The 18,355-nt window shown below is 58.5% G+C and carries 18 protein-coding genes; 12 read left to right on the top strand and 6 right to left on the bottom strand.

Annotated elements, in window-relative coordinates:
• Positions 1-2: 2 nt before the first annotated feature.
• Positions 3-1,133: a tRNA guanosine(34) transglycosylase Tgt gene (gene tgt / locus IC231_RS12160; protein WP_190785032.1), complete on the bottom strand. Its 1,131-nt coding sequence runs from the start codon at positions 1,131-1,133 to the stop codon at positions 3-5.
• A gap of 130 nt (positions 1,134-1,263) precedes the next feature.
• On the opposite strand from tgt, the gene IC231_RS12155 reads away from it, so the two are divergent.
• From IC231_RS12155 to IC231_RS12140, 4 genes are all read left to right on the top strand, one after another.
• Positions 1,264-2,424, top strand: a complete 1,161-nt coding sequence (locus IC231_RS12155) for a glycosyltransferase (protein WP_190784757.1) — start codon at positions 1,264-1,266, stop codon at positions 2,422-2,424.
• The gene (locus tag IC231_RS12150; protein ID WP_073287353.1) at positions 2,415-3,032 is read left to right on the top strand and encodes an RNA polymerase sigma factor; all 618 of its coding nucleotides are present in this window, start codon (positions 2,415-2,417) and stop codon (positions 3,030-3,032) included. Before IC231_RS12155 ends, IC231_RS12150 begins: the two co-directional genes overlap by 10 nt.
• A 172-nt stretch (positions 3,033-3,204) precedes the next feature.
• Positions 3,205-3,837, top strand: a complete 633-nt coding sequence (gene rsmG / locus IC231_RS12145; protein WP_190784756.1) for a 16S rRNA (guanine(527)-N(7))-methyltransferase RsmG — start codon at positions 3,205-3,207, stop codon at positions 3,835-3,837.
• A 184-nt stretch (positions 3,838-4,021) separates the two neighbouring features.
• On the top strand, positions 4,022-4,366 hold the full coding sequence (locus IC231_RS12140) for a hypothetical protein (RefSeq protein ID WP_190784755.1): 345 nt from the start codon (positions 4,022-4,024) through the stop codon (positions 4,364-4,366).
• Between the two features lie 49 nt (positions 4,367-4,415).
• On the opposite strand, the gene IC231_RS12135 is transcribed toward IC231_RS12140, so the two are convergent.
• A complete protein-coding gene (locus tag IC231_RS12135; protein WP_190784754.1) occupies positions 4,416-5,399 on the bottom strand; it encodes a YheT family hydrolase in 984 nt (327 codons plus the stop codon).
• A gap of 268 nt (positions 5,400-5,667) precedes the next feature.
• Between IC231_RS12135 and rpsT the strand changes: the two genes are divergently transcribed.
• Entirely contained in the window at positions 5,668-5,925 is a 258-nt protein-coding gene (gene rpsT, locus IC231_RS12130; RefSeq protein ID WP_044013973.1) for a 30S ribosomal protein S20, read from the top strand.
• A gap of 140 nt (positions 5,926-6,065) precedes the next feature.
• Positions 6,066-7,577: a T9SS type A sorting domain-containing protein gene (locus tag IC231_RS20355; protein ID WP_190784753.1), complete on the top strand. Its 1,512-nt coding sequence runs from the start codon at positions 6,066-6,068 to the stop codon at positions 7,575-7,577.
• Between the two features lie 85 nt (positions 7,578-7,662).
• Here IC231_RS20355 and pyk read toward each other — a convergent pair whose 3' ends face one another.
• Together pyk and IC231_RS12115 are read right to left on the bottom strand one after the other, a co-directional pair.
• Complete coding sequence (gene pyk, locus IC231_RS12120) at positions 7,663-9,102, bottom strand: pyruvate kinase (RefSeq protein ID WP_190784752.1); 1,440 nt, start codon at positions 9,100-9,102, stop codon at positions 7,663-7,665.
• A gap of 150 nt (positions 9,103-9,252) precedes the next feature.
• Complete coding sequence (locus IC231_RS12115) at positions 9,253-9,681, bottom strand: IPExxxVDY family protein (RefSeq protein ID WP_190784751.1); 429 nt, start codon at positions 9,679-9,681, stop codon at positions 9,253-9,255.
• A 162-nt stretch (positions 9,682-9,843) separates the two neighbouring features.
• Here IC231_RS12115 and IC231_RS12110 point away from each other — a divergent pair, with 162 nt between their 5' ends.
• The 5 genes from IC231_RS12110 (at position 9,844) to lgt (ending at position 15,328) form a co-directional block, all read left to right on the top strand.
• Positions 9,844-10,080 (top strand): acyl carrier protein, encoded by a 237-nt coding sequence (locus IC231_RS12110; RefSeq protein ID WP_019948606.1) that lies wholly within the window; start codon positions 9,844-9,846, stop codon positions 10,078-10,080.
• Positions 10,081-10,173: 93 nt separating this feature from the next.
• Positions 10,174-11,424, top strand: a complete 1,251-nt coding sequence (fabF, locus tag IC231_RS12105) for a beta-ketoacyl-ACP synthase II (protein WP_190784750.1) — start codon at positions 10,174-10,176, stop codon at positions 11,422-11,424.
• 5 nt (positions 11,425-11,429) lie between these two features.
• A complete protein-coding gene (gene rnc, locus IC231_RS12100) occupies positions 11,430-12,170 on the top strand; it encodes a ribonuclease III (RefSeq protein ID WP_190784749.1) in 741 nt (246 codons plus the stop codon).
• A 158-nt stretch (positions 12,171-12,328) separates the two neighbouring features.
• Positions 12,329-14,263 (top strand): NAD(+) synthase, encoded by a 1,935-nt coding sequence (gene nadE, locus IC231_RS12095; RefSeq protein ID WP_190784748.1) that lies wholly within the window; start codon positions 12,329-12,331, stop codon positions 14,261-14,263.
• A 60-nt stretch (positions 14,264-14,323) separates the two neighbouring features.
• Positions 14,324-15,328: a prolipoprotein diacylglyceryl transferase gene (lgt, locus tag IC231_RS12090; protein ID WP_190784747.1), complete on the top strand. Its 1,005-nt coding sequence runs from the start codon at positions 14,324-14,326 to the stop codon at positions 15,326-15,328.
• A 72-nt stretch (positions 15,329-15,400) separates the two neighbouring features.
• Here lgt and IC231_RS12085 read toward each other — a convergent pair whose 3' ends face one another.
• Positions 15,401-16,303 (bottom strand): hypothetical protein, encoded by a 903-nt coding sequence (locus IC231_RS12085; protein WP_190784746.1) that lies wholly within the window; start codon positions 16,301-16,303, stop codon positions 15,401-15,403.
• Between the two features lie 147 nt (positions 16,304-16,450).
• Positions 16,451-16,672 (bottom strand): membrane protein insertion efficiency factor YidD, encoded by a 222-nt coding sequence (yidD, locus tag IC231_RS12080; protein ID WP_190784745.1) that lies wholly within the window; start codon positions 16,670-16,672, stop codon positions 16,451-16,453.
• 891 nt (positions 16,673-17,563) lie between these two features.
• Here yidD and IC231_RS12075 point away from each other — a divergent pair.
• On the top strand, positions 17,564-18,247 hold the full coding sequence (locus IC231_RS12075) for a hypothetical protein (protein WP_190784744.1): 684 nt from the start codon (positions 17,564-17,566) through the stop codon (positions 18,245-18,247).
• Positions 18,248-18,355 lie beyond the last annotated feature (108 nt).

The following is an 18,355-nucleotide window of genomic DNA, read 5'->3' as shown; positions in this document are numbered from 1 at the left end:
ACCTACAGCCGCGTCATTACCTGCTTCACCATCTTCTCCTTCCACTCGCGGAAAGTGCCGGCCAAAATCTGCTGGCGGGCCTGCTTCACGAGCCACAGATAGAAGGTGAGGTTGTGAACGGAGGCAATCTGCGGCCCCAGCATTTCCTTGCTCTGGAACAGGTGCCGCACATAGCTGCGCGAATAGAACGTGCTAACGTAGCCACCCAGTTCAGCATCTATCGGCTCGAAGTCGGTTTCCCACTTCTTGTTGGTCACGTTCATGATGCCCTGCGTGGTGAACAGCATGCCGTTGCGGGCGTTGCGGGTCGGCATCACGCAGTCGAACATGTCCACGCCCAACGCAATATTCTCCAGGATATTGGCCGGGGTGCCCACGCCCATCAGGTAGCGCGGCTTGTCTTTGGGTAGGATGTCGCAGACCAGCTCGGTCATTTCGTACATCATGTCGGCCGGCTCGCCCACGCTCAGGCCGCCAATGGCGTTGCCCTCACGGCCCTGCTCGGCAATAAACTCTGCCGACTTCACGCGCAGATCCTTGAACGTGGAGCCCTGCACAATCGGGAAGAGTGTCTGCTGGTAGCCGTAGTGGCCCTCGGTGCTGTCGAAACGCTGAATGCAGCGCTTCAGCCAGCGGTGCGTCATGTCGAGGGAGCGGGCGGCGTAGTCATACTCGCAGGGCCAGGGCGTGCACTCGTCGAAGGCCATGATGATGTCGGCCCCGATGGTGCGCTGAATGTCCATCACGCCTTCCGGCGAAAACAAATGCTGGCTGCCATCAATGTGGGAGCGGAACTTCACGCCTTCCTCCTTGATTTTTCGCGTGCCACTCAGCGAGTACACCTGGTAGCCTCCCGAATCGGTGAGAATGGGCCGGTCCCAGCCGTTGAACTTGTGCAGGCCACCGGCCTGGCGCAGCACATCCAGGCCGGGGCGCAGGTAGAGGTGGTAGGTGTTGCCGAGAATAATCTGGGCCTGCACGTCGTTTTTCAGGTCGCGCTGCTGCACGGCCTTCACCGTGCCGGCCGTCCCGACGGGCATGAAAATGGGGGTTTCTATGGCGCCATGGGCCGTGTGCACCACGCCGGCGCGGGCTTTGGTGTGCGGGTCGTTGGCTACGAGGTCGAAGGTCATGCGGGGAAGTGGGTTGTCGGGGGCGGGCAGCAGGAGCGGGGTTGGGGCCATTGGATAAGACAACGACCCGCAAACCGGCCAGCGGCAACCGCCAACTAAGTCAGTTGCAAAGGTACTCCGCCCACCCCGAATGCCTACTTTTGCGGACCAATTCACTGCCCCCGCTTTGTTGTTCGATTTTTCTCCGGCCATCTGGCTGCTGCTGGCCTGCGTGCTGGTGCAGCTGTATTACGCCGCCTACTACTTCCTGCCCTTCGCCCGCCGCCCGCCCGAGCCGGAGCCCGACGAAGCCGCTGCCCAGCCGGTATCGGTGCTGGTGTGCGCCCACAACGAGCTGGAAAACCTGCGCCGCCTGCTGCCCCTGTTGCTGACCCAGGAATATCCCGCCGGCTTCGAAATCGTGCTCATCGACGACCGTTCCGACGACGACACCTTTCTGTATGTGCAGCAGCTTGCGCAATATTATCCCAACGTGCGTCTCGTGACGGTAGACCGCACACCGGCTGGCCTGGCGCCCAAGAAATATGCCCTCACGCTCGGCATCAAAACGGCCCGCTACCCACACCTGCTCTTCACCGACGCCGACTGCATCCCGGCTACCAGCCACTGGATCAGCCGGATGCAGCACGGCTTCCGGCAGCCCGCCGACATGGTGCTGGGGTACTCAGCGTATGCCCCGGAAGAGGGTTTTTTAAATAAATTAATCCGGTTTGAAACCCTGCTTACCGGCGGACAGTATCTGTCTTTCGCGTGGCGGGGCAAGCCCTACATGGGAGTGGGCCGTAATCTGGCCTACACCCGGCAGGTATTCACCTCCACGAAGGGGTTTGCTTCCCATATCCGCAGTCTTTCCGGCGACGACGACCTGCTGGTGCAGGACGCCGTGGCGCGTGGTGCGCGGGTGGCTGTGGTGGCCGAGCCGGCCGCTCATACGCTCTCCGAGCCCTCCCACACTTGGAAGGGCTGGTGGCGGCAAAAGCGGCGGCATTTGTCAGCAGGCCGGAGCTACCGGTTTTCTGACAGGCTGCGTCTGGGAAACTTTATAGGGAGCAATCTGCTTTTCTATGGGGTCAGCATCCCGTTGCTGTTTTCCCGGCCCGATTGGATACCTTTGGCCGGGCTGTGGGTGGTGCGTACCGCAATAGTTTGCTTCACCTATCAGCGTCTCAGCCGACGCCTCGACGACCCGTTGCCGGTGGCGTTGCTGCCTGTGCTGGATGTTGTCTACTTTTTTTATTATCTCGCTCTGGGAATGTCGCTGTTCCTCTACCGCAACCTCCGATGGAAGTAAACAATCAGGAAAAACAATTCTCTGCCAAAGCCAAGCACGACTTCAAGCTGATTCGTGCCGCCGTGGAGAATAGTGATGAGAAGGCCTACGCCGAGCTAATGCAGATCTATAAAAAGCCGGTGTACCACGTAGTGCTGAAAATGGTGCGCAACCCCGACGATGCCGAGGACCTCACTATCGAAGCGTTTGCTAAAGCTTTCCGCAACCTGCACAAGTTCAACCCGGAATTTGCCTTCAGTACCTGGCTGTTCCGCATTGCCACCAACAACTGCATCGATTTTATTCGCAAGAATAAAATCAAAACGATGTCGATTGACTCGGCCATCAAAATCGATAACGGCGACGAAATTACCATCGACTTCCGCGACCAGAACCTGAACCCGCAGGAGACGACCATCAAAAACCAGAAAATCGAAATCATGCAGCACGTGGTGTCGCGGCTGCCCGATAAGTACCAGCGCCTCGTGACGCTGCGCTACTTCGATGAGCTGAGCTACGAGGAAATTGCGCAGGAGCTGAAAGCCCCGCTCGGCACCGTGAAAGCCCAACTGCACCGTGCCCGTGAGCTGCTCTATGACATGGTGAAGAACAAAAAGGAAATCATATAAGTGAAAAGCCCCGGCGCAGGTCGGGGCTTTTTTATGGCTGCTATTTCTTATCTGTCATCCTGAGCTTGCGAAGGACCTTGCCATGCCTAAATGACTAGCGTACGACTTGTTCTAGCGGGATAAGCTCCTTCGCGCTGCTCAGGATGACAGACGTTTTTACCTTTGCCGCACCATGCACATCCTCAACCACTACTTCCCACATCTCACCGACCACCAGCGCCAGCTTTTTGAGCGGCTCGATACCGAGTTTCGCGGCTGGAACGAGAAGCTCAACCTCGTGGCCCGCACCGACGTGGACAACCTCGCGGAGCGCCACTTTCTGCACTCGCTGGGCATTGCCAAGGTGATTGAGTTTCCGGCTGGCAGCTCGGTGCTGGATGTGGGTACGGGTGGTGGCCTACCGGGCCTGCCGCTGGCTATTCTGTTTCCGGAAGTGAAATTTCACCTCGTCGACAGCATTGGCAAGAAGATACACGCGGTGCAGGAAATGGCCCACGACCTGAACCTGACCAACGTGACGGCCGAGCAGATCCGGGCCGAGCAGTTGCGCACCAAGTACGACTATGTGGTGAGCCGTGCCGTGGCCCGCCTTGCCACCTTCCACACTTGGATTGCGCACCGCTACAAGCCCAACGGCGACGCCACCAGTGGCCTCTATTACCTCAAAGGCGGCGACCTGACCGAAGAAATCGAGGAATCCGGCCTCAAAGCCACAGTGTATAACCTTAGTGACTTCTACACCGAGGAGTTCTTCGAGACGAAGAAGGTGGTGTTTGTGCCTACTAACTCGAGTGGGAGAGGGTGATTATAAGTTCATATTGTTTTGGAAAATGCTCCCCGCAACAAGCAAAGGGTAAATAAAATCTGGACTAACGTTTTGTAAACTTTTGTCCCATAGTAGTTATGCCGCGCGTATTTGCCCTAGATACTTGCTGGCTTATCTCTGAAAAGATACAGTTAGTTATGTTCTTCTTCTGGCGCTTACCAGCATGAATTCCTTTAAAGCGTTTTTGACGCACTTCAATCGTTTCTCATACTTTTTCGTTGGCTTCTGCTTTGTTTTTTCTCTGGGGTGCGCAGCATATTTTGTTTTTGCCCGCACACCCCGTTTTCTATTTGCTATCAAAAATGATTTGCTAGAAAACCCGCAGCTAATGAGATTAATTGGCGAAGAAGAGGGATATAACTTGTGGTATTCTGGTGAGGAAACGCCTAATCAAACTTTCCGGGTAACAATACATGGTCAGTGCCCTGAAGCAAGCATAACCATATGTGGTACTTATAGAGGCGAGGCATATAGCGTAACAGATACGGTGGTAGTCAAGTGCTTATAATAAATATTTTGCTTCCTGTACTTCATTGTTTTCAGGATGACCATAGTAATCATCCGGGCACTTCCGCCGTCAGAAACTCTACGGCGCGGCGTTCCGAGTAATACTCCCCATCGGGCGTGCCTTCGCCGAAGCCGACGTGGCCGCCATCGGAAGGCGTTTCCAGGAACACAAACTCGCTGTGCGATGCAGCGTCGCGGGGGAAACAGGTGGGCGGTAGGAACGGGTCGTTCTGAGCGTTAACGAGCAGCGTCGGGATGCGGATGCCGCTGAGGTAGCGCCCGGAGCTGGCGTGCTCGTAATACTCCTCCGCCGACTTAAAGCCGTGCATAGGCGCCGTAAACCGGTCGTCGAACTGCGGGAAATCCTGGAGTAGGTCGAGGTCGGTGAGGTCAACTTGGTCGGGGAGTAGGGCGGCCTTCTGGCGCATCTTCTCGCGCAACGTCTTGAGGAAACGGTTCAGATATACTCGGTTTTCGAACCGGGCAATGTGGTAGGAACTGGCCTTGAGGTCGGTCGGGACGGAGAAAACGGCGGCACGCTCCACTTCCCGCGGCACCCGCTCCGGCTGCTCCCCCAGATACTTCAGCGTCACGTTGCCGCCGGCCGAAAACCCTGTCAGGAACACTCGGCTATAGCGGAGCTTGCTCAGGGCGTGGCGTACCACAAAATCCAGGTCGTCGGTGTCGCCGAGGTGGTAGGAGCGGAGCAGGCGGTTCATTTCGCCGCTGCAGCTGCGGTAGTTCCAGGCCAACGCATCAAACCCTGCTTTGTTGAGGGCACGCACCATCCCCCGCACATACGGCCGCCCCGCATCGCCTTCCAGCCCATGCGACACCAGGCAGAGCGTATCAGCCGTCCGGTCGGTCAGCCGCGACCAGTCGAGGTCCAGAAAGTCTCCGTCGGCCGTTTCCACCCGCTCCCGCTGGTAGCGCACATCCGGGACCTCCCGCCAGAGGCTGGGCACGATGGTCTGCAGGTGCCCGTTGAACAGATAAAAGGGCGGCTGATAGCTGGATTCCGTAATGAGAGGCATGGGGCCAGGGCGGCATGGCCGCGTAAGGTGTGGTGATGGGGTGCCCGGTGGTGCAGGTATAAAATTTAGTGCTTTGCAATGGGTTTTCAACCTTTTTTGCTGAAAAAAGTTCTGCATGCCTACGGTTATAATCCGGCCCCCGGTGGAGCCGCCAGCAGAGAAAAGGACAGGAAATTCGCTGGCTACAGTTTGCACTTTCCATCCAAAGCCTTACCTTTGCCCACCCAATCCGAATTGAAACCGAGCAGAACGTTCATTTCTCCTACTCATGGCAAATCATAAGTCAGCCCTCAAGCGCATCCGTTCCAACGAAGCTAAGCGCGTGCTGAACCGTTACCAGGCAAAATCTACCCGCACGGCTGTTAAGAAGCTGCGCGCCACCACCGATGCTTCGGCCGCTCAGGAGCTGCTGAAGAAAGTATCGTCGATGCTGGACCGTCTGGCCAAAAAGAACATCATCCACAAGAACAAAGCCGCCAACAACAAATCGAAGCTGGCTAAGTTCGTGAAGTCGCTGGCCGCCTAAGCAGCACCAGTAACTTTCTGCTCTTTGTATAGAGAAGGCCCTGCGCGCAAGTGCAGGGCCTTCTCGCGTTTCATTCATATCGAATATTTCCTATCTTTTTGGCGTCGTATTCTGTTTTTGTAACCCTAAACTCATTCTCCGTGAAGAAACTCTACCCTTTATTGATTCTGTGTGCCTGCCTGTGCGGCTTGCGCGCCCCGGCCCAAAACTGGCGACCTTTCCGCCCCAACGGCGACGTGCACGCCTTCCGAGGAGCCTCCGCCGACACTATTCTGACATTGCGCCTCGATTCCGCAGGTGTGATTGGCTCCGACTCGGTGTATTACTTCAACCACATCATGCGGCGCGCAAGCAGCTACCAGTGGCAAAAGTCGCGCAACAACCAGTTTGGGCAGCAAATGCGCTACAATTCGGCGGACCGTACGTATATGTTGTTCTGGAATGGGGGCACTGTCAACGGATTTAGTCTCGACTACGGGGTAGTAATGAAGCCATTTGCGCGGGTTGGTACTACTTGGCAAAGTCTCAATCTGGATGTAGGCGTGACGACGACTCTGGTTTCGCGCGGTACGGCCCTAATTGATGGGGTGCAGGACTCAGTAGTAACCTTCAGGGTCGGCACACCGGGGGTTAACGTTGTGCTGAGCAAGAACTACGGCTTGGTATCAGCTCCTCAAAACCTGCGCTTCTACGCGCCGGGAGCTCCCATGCTCACGCTGGCCCGCCGCCCCGCGCCGGCTGGCCTGAGCTACTACAACCCGCTTACGCTGCTGGATCTGCAGCCCGGCGACGAGTTGGGCTACGAGCAGGAGCCTATTATGATAGTTTCTTTCCCCTGCTACCAGGGCTGGCTGCTGCGCAAAGTGTTGACCCGGCAGGTAACGCCTGATAGTGTAGTGTACCGCTTTCAGCAGCAGAGCAAAATAAGCTATAGTAACGCGCCGGGCTGCTTCGGTACGGGTACTACTCTCTCGCCTGTTACAACGGTCCGTATGTCTGCTTCACGTCGTACAGGGCGCTGGGCTGGCAATCAGACCTACGCCAACAGCCAAGCCCGGCTCGTAAATCCAGACTTGCTGGCGTATGAGTATCGAGTACTGGCTACCAGTTCCAACTCGTTGATGATGGGGTACCCAGTGGTAGCAACCCGGCCTGGCGTTGCCTGTAGCGGACCGGCGCTGCTCCGGCAGGAAGTACTGTATGGTGGTTTCGGCTCCAACACATATACCTACACGCCGGGCATTGACGCTGCTGGCTGGAATCAACTAGTGGCCGAAGGTGTGGGCCCCGTGATGCAGTATGAGTACCGTCTCAGCTACTCCCGCCGCACCGCCGGCGGCAGCGTGCAGACCTGCGGCTCCCGCACCGACTTTGCCACGCTGCTGCCCACCAAGGCCGCGCAACGGGCCGCCACGTTCCAGCTGTACCCGAATCCGGCCGCCGAAACCGCCACGCTCACGCTGCCCGCCCCGGCGCGCGTAGCCACCACCGTACGCGTACTCGACAATCTGGGACGTGCCGTACTGATCCAGCAGCTGGCGGCTGGGCAGACCACCACTACGCTGCCGCTCCAGCGGCTGGCTGGCGGTTTGTATGTTGTAGAAGTGCAGGCGCCGGGAGAGGCGCCGCAACACCTGCGGCTGCAGCATTAGAAAGCAGGTGCGCCTGGCGCATCACAGAAAAAGGCCCACCTGAGCATTCAGGCGGGCCTTTTTCTGTGCGAAAGCCGGGAGAAGTTTATGCCACGCTTACTTTCACCATGTTGGTTTTGCCCTTCTCGTTGATGGGCATCGACGCTGTGTTGATGAACACGTCGCCCTTGTTCAGGTGGCCTGTGGTGGTCAGCACGTATTTGATGTCCGAAACGGAGCTGTCGGTGCTCACCATCCGGTCGTAGTAGAAGCCGCGCACGCCCCAGATCAGGCTCAGCGTCGTGAGCAGGGAGCGGTTGTCGGTGAAGATAAAGATGTTGGCCTTGGGGCGGTATTTGGCAATCTGGAAGGCCGTATAGCCGCGGTGCGTCATGCCCGTAATAGCCTGGGCACCCGTGTTTTTGGCCAGGTGGCAGGCCGCCGACAGCACGCTGTCGACCATGAACGAAGGCGACGTTGGGTCGATGGGGAACCAGTGGTGGTAGAGCGAATCCCGCTGCGTTTCCACGCTCAGAATAGTGCCCACCATCGAGCGGATTACTTCGGCCGGGTAGGCACCCACGGCTGTTTCCGCCGACAGCATCACGGCATCGGCCCCGTCGAGCACAGCATTGGCCACGTCGCTGGTTTCGGCGCGCGTCGGGCGGGGGGCCGTAATCATGCTTTCCATCATCTGAGTGGCCACAATCACCGGTTTGCCGGCTTTGTTGCACTTCTCCACAATCCTCTTCTGAGCCATCGGCACCTCTTCCATCTTCACTTCCACGCCCAGGTCGCCGCGGGCTACCATTACGGCATCGGTAATGGCAATGATTTCGTCGAGGTTTCTGAGGCCCTCAGGCGTCTCAATCTTGGCAATTACGCGGGCCGTTTTGCCGCTTTCCGCAATCAGGCTCTTGATAAAGCGGATGTCCTCGGCGCGGCGCGCAAACGACAGCGCCACCCAGTCTACGTCGTTTTCGAGGCCGAATTTCAGATCCTCGATGTCCTTCTCCGTCATGCTCGGGGCCGACACCTCGGAGTCGGGCAGGTTGATGCCTTTGCGGGGCTTCACGAGGCCCCCGTAGATGACTTCCACGTCCACTTCCTGGTCCCGGTCGGTGGCCAGCACGCGCAGCTCAATCTTGCCATCATCGATGAGGATCATGTCGCCGGGCTTCACGTCGCGGGCCAGGCCCAGGTAAATCGTGCTCAGACGCGTGGCCGTGCTGATTTCCTTCTCGCCGCACACCAGCTTGATCTTGTCGCCGGCCTTGATTTCGACGCCGCCGCCCTCTACTTCGCCGAGACGAATCTTGGGGCCCTGCAAATCCTGGAGCAGGCCCACGTTCATGCGCATGTCTTTGTTGAGGCGGCGCACCGTGTTGATAACGGACAAGTGGTCTTCGTGGGTGCCGTGTGAGAAGTTGAGGCGGAACACATCCACTCCTTCGCGCATGAGCATGCCCAGCTTTTCGTAGGTGTTGGAAGCGGGGCCGACGGTGGCAACGATTTTTGTTTTGTTAAAATGAGGCCGGGTTTCCATGCAGTAGAATGACAAATGACAGGTGAAAAATAGCCCGCAGGCCGGGCCTGGCAGGCAGCGCGAAGCTCCCGTTTCGCACATCGTTCGTGCCGTCGTTACGAGCAGCTTTCCACGATGCACGGAGCGGGAGCTTCGTGCTGCGTCCGGGCTTCAAAAGAGCAAATTTTCTTTAAACTTCAACGAATTCGGGTCAAATTGGCAGGCGTACTGCACCACCGGAAGGGCCGTCAGTTGGGTCAGGAGCGCCTCGCCGGCCAGCTCGCCGCTGCCGTTGTTCACCTGAATCAGGTAGTCGTATTCCTTGACATCGGGCGCCAGAAAGGGCTTTTTCAGCACCGAGGGGTCGATGGAGCGGTTGCGCAGCAGCCGCAGCGTGAAGTGCTCGGTGGCGTGCAGGTAGTTGCTGATGACGAGCCGGCCCTGGTTGAGCAGGTCGTAGATAAGGTCCTGCTGTTTCACGAGCCGCAGCCGCAAAGACTGGTTGAGCTGCCAGGCCAGTATATGCTCCCGGCTCGACGAAACTACCCCGAACAGGTCGAAGTCGCACTCGTATTCTACGTCCAGTGTGAAGGTTTTCATAAACGGGCACCAAGGCAGTGACGCGCAAAAGTACACACCGCCCAACCCGAAACGAACCACCCCGGCCAGAATCTTATACCCGGAAGATTCGGAAGACGATGTTTGAAAATGTTAGGGAAGATGGTGTTATTTGTGGCGAGTTTTCTCTAAACCCCCACGGAAATGTCTGAAATTGCAGAAAAAGTAAAAGCCATCATCATCGACAAACTAGGCGTAGAAGCATCGGAAGTTACTCCCGAGGCTTCGTTCACCAACGACCTGGGTGCCGACTCGCTCGACACGGTGGAGCTGATCATGGAATTTGAAAAAGAATTCAACGTATCTATCCCAGACGACCAGGCCGAAAACATCGGCACCGTGGGTCAGGCTATCAGCTACCTCGAAGAGCACGCTAAGTAGTATTAGCGGCACTTTCTACGGTTTTCGCGCATTCCGGCCGGCCTGCCGCCGGCCGTTTTGCTTTTCCACCTTTTTCGTAATCTCTGCCCGCCTATGGCTTTTCGGAGAGTTGTCGTTACTGGCCTGGGTGCCATCACGCCGCTAGGCAGCACCGTCCCGGCTTACTGGGAAGGTCTGCGCACCGGCGTAAGCGGTGCGGCGCCCATTACCCGCTTCGACGCCAGCAAGTTCAAGACCCGCTTCGCCTGCGAAGTGAAGAACTACAACCCAGACGATTATTTTGACCGCAAGGAAGGTCGGAAAATGGACCTGTTCACGCAGTTTGCGGTTATCGCCAGCGACGAGGCCATCCAGGACGCCGGCTTGCTGGAAGGTGTGAATAAGGATCGGGTGGGAGTTATCTGGGGCTCGGGTATTGGGGGGCTGAAAACCTTCCAGGACGAGAGCTTCAACTTCGCGAAAGGCGATGGAACGCCACGCTACAACCCGTTCTTCATTCCGAAGATGATTGCCGACAGCTCGTCGGGAAACATCTCCATCAAGAATGGTTTCCGGGGCCCCAACTTCGTGACTACCTCGGCTTGCGCTTCCTCGTCTGACGCTATTGTGGCCGCCTACAACTACATACGTCTCGGCATGGCCGATGCGGTGGTGACGGGCGGTTCCGAAGCGGCTATTACGGAAGCAGGCGTTGGGGGCTTCAACGCCCTCAAAGCCATGAGCGAGCGGAACGATGACGCCCTGACGGCTTCCCGCCCCTACGACAAGGAGCGTGACGGTTTCGTGTTGGGTGAGGGCGCCGGTGCGCTGGTACTGGAAGCCTACGAGCACGCGCAGGCCCGTGGCGCCAAGATCTACGCCGAAATTATCGGGGGAGGCTTGTCGTCGGATGCCTACCATATTACGGCGCCGGACCCAACGGGCGAAGGTGTGGTGCTGGTTATGCAGAATGCCCTGCGCGATGCAGGCATCAAGCCGGAAGATGTTGATTACATCAACACCCACGGCACCAGCACTCCGCTCGGCGACGGAGCCGAAATCAAGGCTATCCAGAAGGTGTTTGGTGAGCATGCCTACAACCTCAACATCAGCTCTACCAAGAGCATGACCGGCCACTTGCTGGGTGGTGCGGGTGGTATTGAGGCAGTAGCTAGCATCCTGGCTATTCAGCACGGCGTGATACCGCCCACCATCAACCATTCTACTGACGACCCGGAACTGGATGCGCGCCTGAACTTCACGTTCAATGCCGCGCAGACGCGTGAAGTGAACGTGGCGATGAGCAACACGTTCGGGTTTGGCGGGCACAACACGTCGGTGGTGTTCCGCAGGTTTCAGGAATAGCCGCCATGAGCCGCTTGCCCTTGTTCGGGTTTTTTCGGCGGATGCTGGGCCAGGATAAGGCCTTCCGCCAGGCAATTGCTACGGTAACCGGCCGCACGCCTCAAAACGTGCGGCTTTACCATTTGGCCTTTACCCATTCGTCGGTGGTGAAGCAGCAAACCACGGAAGCCGGCCGCAACCAAAGCAACGAGCGGCTGGAGTTTCTGGGCGACGCCGTGCTGGGCACGGTCGTAGCCGAGTATCTGTTCCGCAAGTTTCCGTACGAGCAGGAAGGCTTCCTGACCGAGATGCGCAGCCGTATCGTGAACCGGGAAAGCCTGAATGCGCTGGCTCTGAAACTCGGTCTTGACAAACTAGTGCAACTGGACCCCGGCCAAGGCCGGGCCGCCCGTTCGCGCTCCGTGAACGGCAACGCGCTGGAGGCTTTAGTCGGCGCCGTTTACCTCGACCAAGGCTACAAAGCGGCCCGCAAGTTTGTGCTCAGCCGCCTCGTCAAGCCGTTCGTGGACGTGAAATCCCTCACTGAAACCACGGCCAACTTCAAGAGCAAACTCATTGAGTGGGCGCAGCGCCACGGCAAAGCCATTCGCTACGAACTCAACGGCGAAGCACGTCCCGGCGGCGTGATGGAGTTTACAGCTTCTGTCGTGCTCGACGATGAGGTAGTGGCCACTGGCATGGGGCTTTCCAAAAAGCAGGCCGAACAGCTGGCCGCCGAGCGGGCTCTGGCCACGCTGGGGGTATAGCGCAGCGCGCAAACAGACATTCACCAAAGCCCAAGGCCCTGCCGCAGAAACAACGATATGTGGTTTCTGCGGCAGGGCCTTGGGCTTTGGTGAACAGGTGGCAGCAACCCAATCCGCCAAAATGGAGTTGATTTGCAGGACTAACCTTCTCTCGACCCATGCGAATAGCCGGCGCCGCTCTCAACCAGATACCGTTTGACTGGACCCATAACCTGCGCACCATCCGCGAGGCCATCGAGCAGGCCAAAGCCGCCGGCGTGCAGCTGCTGTGCCTGCCGGAGCTGTGCCTGACGGGCTACAACTGCGAAGACCTGTTTCTGAGCGACTGGCTGCCCGAGTCGGCGCTGGCACATCTGCAGCAGGTGCGGCCCTGGACTGAAGGTATCTGCGTGGTGGTGGGCCTGCCCATCCGGCTCAACCACCGGACCTACAACACAGCCGCCGTGCTCCGCGACGGACAGATTTTGGGCTTCGCGGCCAAGCAGTTTCTCGCCAACGACGGTGTCCATTACGAGCCACGCTTTTTCCAGCCCTGGCCAGCTGGCGAAACCACCACCGTACAGTGGGAAGGGGAGGAGTGGACACTCGGCGACCTGATTTTCGAGCATCAGGGTGTGAAGTTTGGGTTTGAAATCTGTGAGGATGCATGGTGTCCTGATGACGTGCGCCCCGCCTGCCGCCTCATGGGCCGCGTAGACCTGATTGTAAATCCGTCGGCGAGCCACTTTGCCATGAGCAAAACCGATGTGCGCTACCAACTGGTGACCAAGGCTTCGCGCACGTTCAACTGCACCTACCTCTATGCTAACCTGCTCGGCAATGAAGCCGGCCGTACCGTGTACGACGGCGAAATTCTGGTAGCCCGCAACGGCCATTTGCTGCTGCGCAACCAGCTCATGAGCTTCAAGGAAGTAGACATGGAGTGCGTGGACGTGGATTTTGCCGCCGAACAGCCTCGTGCCGAAGAAATCCAGCCGCTGCCCGCGCCCGATGAGTATCGGGAACTGAACCAGGCGCTGAGCCTGGCCCTGTTCGACTACCTGCGCAAGGCCCGCAGCCGTGGCTTTGTGCTGAGCCTGAGCGGCGGCGCCGACTCGTGCATGTGTGCCGTAGCGGTGGCCGAAATGATTCGTTTGGGTGCGGCAGAGCTAGGCACGGCTGAATTTATGCGCCGATCCGGCTGCTTCACGGCGGAGGAAATCGAGCTGATGGCCGGCCCGGCTGTGGCTGTAGCCGACCAGGATGCCCCCGGTCCCAAAGACGCTTCACTAGCAGAGCCCAACAGGGCGCAGGCAACCACCAACCAGCGAATCACGCAGCGCCTGCTGACTTGCGCTTATCAGGGCACCGTCAACTCGTCCGACGACACGTTTAACTCGGCAAAAGAGCTGGCTGATTCGCTGGGTGCCGTGTTTTATAACTGGGAAATTGACCAGGAAGTGGAGGGCTACGTCGGCAAAATCGAAAATGCCCTGCACCGCCAGTTGACCTGGAAAACCGATGACCTGGCCCTGCAGAACATTCAGGCGCGTGTGCGGGCCCCGGCTATCTGGCTGCTGGCCAATGTGCAGAACTGCCTGCTCATTACCACGTCCAACCGCTCGGAGGCCAGCGTGGGCTACTGCACCATGGATGGCGACACGGCCGGCAGCATCTCGCCCATTGCCGGTGTTGATAAGGACTTCGTGAAAAAGTGGCTGCGCTGGGCCGAAACCGAGCTGAACTACCCCGCGCTGCGCCACGTGAACGGCCTGCAGCCCACCGCCGAGCTGCGCCCCCTGGAAGACAAGCAAACCGACGAGCGGGACCTGATGCCCTATGTGCTGCTCAACCGCATCGAGCGGCTGGCTTTCTACGACCGGCTCAGCCCGCAGCAGGTGCTGGCTACGCTTCGGCAGGAAGACCCCGCCGCTGACCCCGAGCAGCTCAAAACCTACGTGAAGCGGTTCTACAGCCTCTGGAGCCGCAACCAGTGGAAGCGCGAACGGTACGCCCCCAGCTTCCACCTCGACGACTACAACGTGGACCCGCGCTCCTGGCTGCGCTTTCCTATTCTGAGCGGCGGCTACACCGAGGAGTTGAACGCGCTGTAACGCCGCACATCAGCGCTTCATGCACAACTCCTACCTTTGCCTCCTACCTGCACTGAACCTATGCTCTCGTTTCTCTCCTATATCACCTGGAACACCAATCCGATTCTGGCCGAAATCGGGCCGCTGACGCTGCGGTGGTACGGGCTGTTGTTTATGTCGGGCTTTGTGTTCGGCACGTTCATTCTGTCGCACATCTACAAGTCAGAGCGGGTGTCGCCGCGCTGGGTTGATGTCATCACCATTTACATGCTGGTAGGCACTATTCTGGGGGCGCGGCTGGGCCACGTGCTGTTCTACGACCCGGCATATTACCTTACCAGTGAGCATTTCTGGGAGATTTTTAAGATCTGGGAAGGGGGCCTGGCCAGCCACGGTGCCACGCTGGGCATCTTGCTGGCTACCTATCTGTTTGCGCGCAACAACAAGTTCGATTACCTCTGGGTGCTTGACCGGATTGTGATTGTGGTGGCGCTGGGCGGGGCCATGATTCGCCTGGGCAACCTGATGAACTCGGAAATTGTGGGGGAGCCGACGGATAAACCCTGGGCCTTTGTGTTTGTGCGCGACGCGGAACACCTCAAACCCGCTGTGCAGCCGTTGCCAGCCGGTGCGGTACAGGTAGCGGCCGAGCCCATCATGCGCACTGACGGCAGCCGCGCCTACCGCCTGTTGCCTGCCGGCACACCCGTTGCGGCCGATTCGCCGATGGCGGTGCCGCGCCATCCCACCCAGATTTACGAAGCTGCGTTCTGTATTTTGCTGCTAGTGGTGCTGTACGGCATGTGGAACCGCACCAAAGACCGTACGCCCCGCGGCTTGCTATTTGGGTTGTTTGTGGTGCTGCTGTTCACGCAGCGGTTCCTGGGCGAGTTCCTGAAGGAAAACCAGGAAGCCTTTGAAGACAAGCTGCCTCTGAACATGGGCCAGATTCTGAGTCTGCCTCTAATTCTGGTGGGGCTGTGGGTGCTGTGGCGGGCCGGCAAAGACCCCAAGAACCCGTACGGCTACGCTCCCCGCGACCTGGAAGAGCAGGAAGCCAAAGACAAGAAGACCATCAAAGCATGAGTCCAACAGCCACAAAAAAGCCGCCTGCTCCAGAGCAGGCGGCTTTTTTGTGGCCAAATAAGACCAGTGCTATCAGAGCTTGTACCGGTAAAGAGCTCCTTCTTCGGTGCTGATGAGCAGCGTGCCGTTGTCGAGAAACAGTACACCTTCCGTTTGGCCCGCTCCTTTCAGGGAAATGTTTTTGGGTGTGGCTTTCAAGGCACTGTTCAGGTCATTTCCTTCAAAAAGATACAACTCCTGACGGCCCAGCAGTGCCAGATGACGGCCGTCCGGGCTGAGGTCGGCACCGGTTACTTCGCCGGAAATGCGCAGTTTGGCCAGCGACTCGGCCACGTAGGAGCCGGGCTGGTCCGATACGCTGTACACTTTGCTGGTGCTCTGGTTGGCCCGGTCCTTCGTGAACAGATACACTTTACCATCGTGCCAGAGCGAAGCCTCACAGTCGAAGTTGCGCTCCTCTTTCGGGGGCGGGAAGGCCGACTGGTCGGGGTAGCGGAAACTGATTTTTCCCACGTTATCGGGTTGCTGCGGATTGACGCGGTAGATGGCCAGGTCGCGACGGGAATTGTTGTTGTTGCCGGCATCCGTCACGAAAACGGTGCCTTTGCCATCGTCCGCGAGACTTTCCCAGTCGATGTTGCGGACGGACAATTCCCGCTCGCCCAGCTTCTCGCCCTGCTCATTGATGAGGTACAGAGTAGAGCTGGTACCGGCGTCGCCGTGGGTATAGAAGGTGCCGGGGCGGCCGCCATGCGCCAGCCCGGAGCTTTCCGGAATGCCGCCCTGCAGCTCGCCTACCGGTTGCAGAGAAGCCACCGAACCACTGCTTGCCTTGTCCTTCTTACCTTTTTTGCCTTTTTTCTTTTCGGTTTTAGGCGCGTCGTTCATCTCCTTGGCCGTGTCGCTCTGGGCCTGTGAGCAGGCAGTACTCAGCATCGTAATCAGGCCAAGGCTAAGCAGAAATATTCTGGGCATCGGAAGTAGGCATAAGTGAAAAAAAAGCTGCCCGACCCAAAGAGCCGGAGCAGCTGACTATGCCTTGTACGGAAAATGTGCCCATGCGGTGGCGCGTTTGGTATCGAGCCTGCATAGCGGCGTGCGCAACGCCGGCTGAGCATTGGGCTACGGAACAGGGTCGTGGCCGTGGCCGCCCCAGGGGTGGCAGCGGCCGATGCGGCGCAGGGCCAGCCGGCCGCCGCGCCAGGGGCCGTACTTCTCAATGGCCTCCACCGCGTAGGCCGAGCAGGTGGGTGTGTAGCGGCAGCTTGCCGGCGTAAGGGGCGAAATCAGGTGCCGGTATACCCACAGCAGCCCCAGAAAAAGCTGACGAAACAAAGACGACATGCCGCAAAGAACCGCAAACGGTGCGGAATAAATCCGGAAGGTGCGGGCGAAGGTACTGGTGCGCCCAATTTCATTGCGTTCGGCTATATTGTATCATTACTGCTTACCCCCATGGCTATCCAGCTTTGCTTATTTGCTATGAAACGCATCATTGGATTCTGCTGGCTTATATTGCTACTGGCCTGGCCCGCCAAGGCGCAGTTACTACAACAGCGTGTGTATGGCTCGGCGGGAGAGGAAATGGGAGGGTATATAACGGCTATGCAGAGTGGAGGCTATTTGGTGGTAGGAAGCCAAAGTAAGGCCGGTCCTCAGGCTGATGGACGACTCTTCTTGGTGCGTACAAATGCGTTAGGTGACACCCTCTGGACCCGCGCGCGAAAACTGCCGCACTTCACTTCCGTGCAGGTACGGGCGGTGTGCGAAAATGCAGCGGGGCAAGTACTTGTTGCCACTTCCGGCGGCGACCGTACTACCGGAGGCTTCATTGATGAAGCCATGCTGGTGCTGTTAACTCCGCAAGGCGATACGCTCTGGACCCGCTATACCAACGGCCCAACGGGTGATTTCTATTCCAGTCTGATACTTGGCAACGATGGGAATTTCGTGTTGACCGGTTCGCTGAACACTTTTCCGCAATGGCTGAAAATTAGCTCCGCGGGTCAGGTACTGGCCCAAACCAATATAACGTATGATGCGACTGATATTGGTAATGTTACAGCTCTATTCAAAGAAAACTCGAGCCGAGGCGGGTACTGGGTACTGAATTCAAAAGGCGTTGTTGGGAATGAACGAAAGCTGCTACATCTGACGGAGACTGGCGTAGTAGATCAGGTGAAGCCGTTGTATGGTAGAGCTTCTAGTTTCCTGAATAGCGTTTTGCCAATGCCGGTGCAAAGCGGCTACCTGGCCTGCCAGGACGGCCGGCTCATTCGCTTCAATGCCGCCCTGGATACCCTTTGGACCAGGCTGCTGCCTTACACCGCGCCCAATGGCTTCCGCACCTACGGCTCGGCCCGACTAGTGCGGCCGCTGCCCGATGGCAACCTGGTGGTAGCCGGGGGCGTGTACGCCAACAGCGGCACCCGGGTGTACCTGAGCAAGGTGACGCCCACCGGCCAGGTGCTACGCGATACGGTGCTCTATCGCACGGGCGGCGACGAGTTTGTGAACGGGCTGGAAGTGGAAGCCGGTACGGGCAACTACGTGTTCAGCGGCTACGCCACGCAAGGGCCGCTGGGTCTTGCCGACCTGTTTTTTGGGCGGCAAGCGGCCTGGCGCACCCTCAGTACCCAGGCGCCCGCCCGGCAGCCGGTGCTGGCCTTAGCAGCCTGGCCCAATCCGGTGGGAGCGGGGCAGTCGCAGCTGCGTGTCCGGAGTGGCCAGCCCCTGGCCGGTGAGCTAGTGCTGCGCGATGCGCTGGGCCGCACTGTGCGCCACTGGCCGGCTACCCGCGCTGTAACCAGCACGGAGGGGCAAGCCCTACCTCTGGGTGAAGTGCCGGCCGGCCTGTACCTACTCACGGGCACCGCCCCCGATGGCCGCCGCTACGTGGCCCGGGTGCTGCGCGAGTAGAAAGCGACTCCGAAGTTTATACCGGCCCGGCTCCGCAAGGAGCCGGGCCTTTTTGTAGCTTTGGAGGCGGGTTGCCCGATAGAGGACGCCCGGCTTTCCTTTCCCTAA

It is taken from the genome of Hymenobacter duratus, assembly GCF_014698995.1.
In the GTDB taxonomy this organism is placed as follows: Bacteria; Bacteroidota; Bacteroidia; order Cytophagales; family Hymenobacteraceae; genus Hymenobacter; species Hymenobacter duratus.
This window is presented reverse-complemented; position numbering and strand designations above follow the sequence as displayed.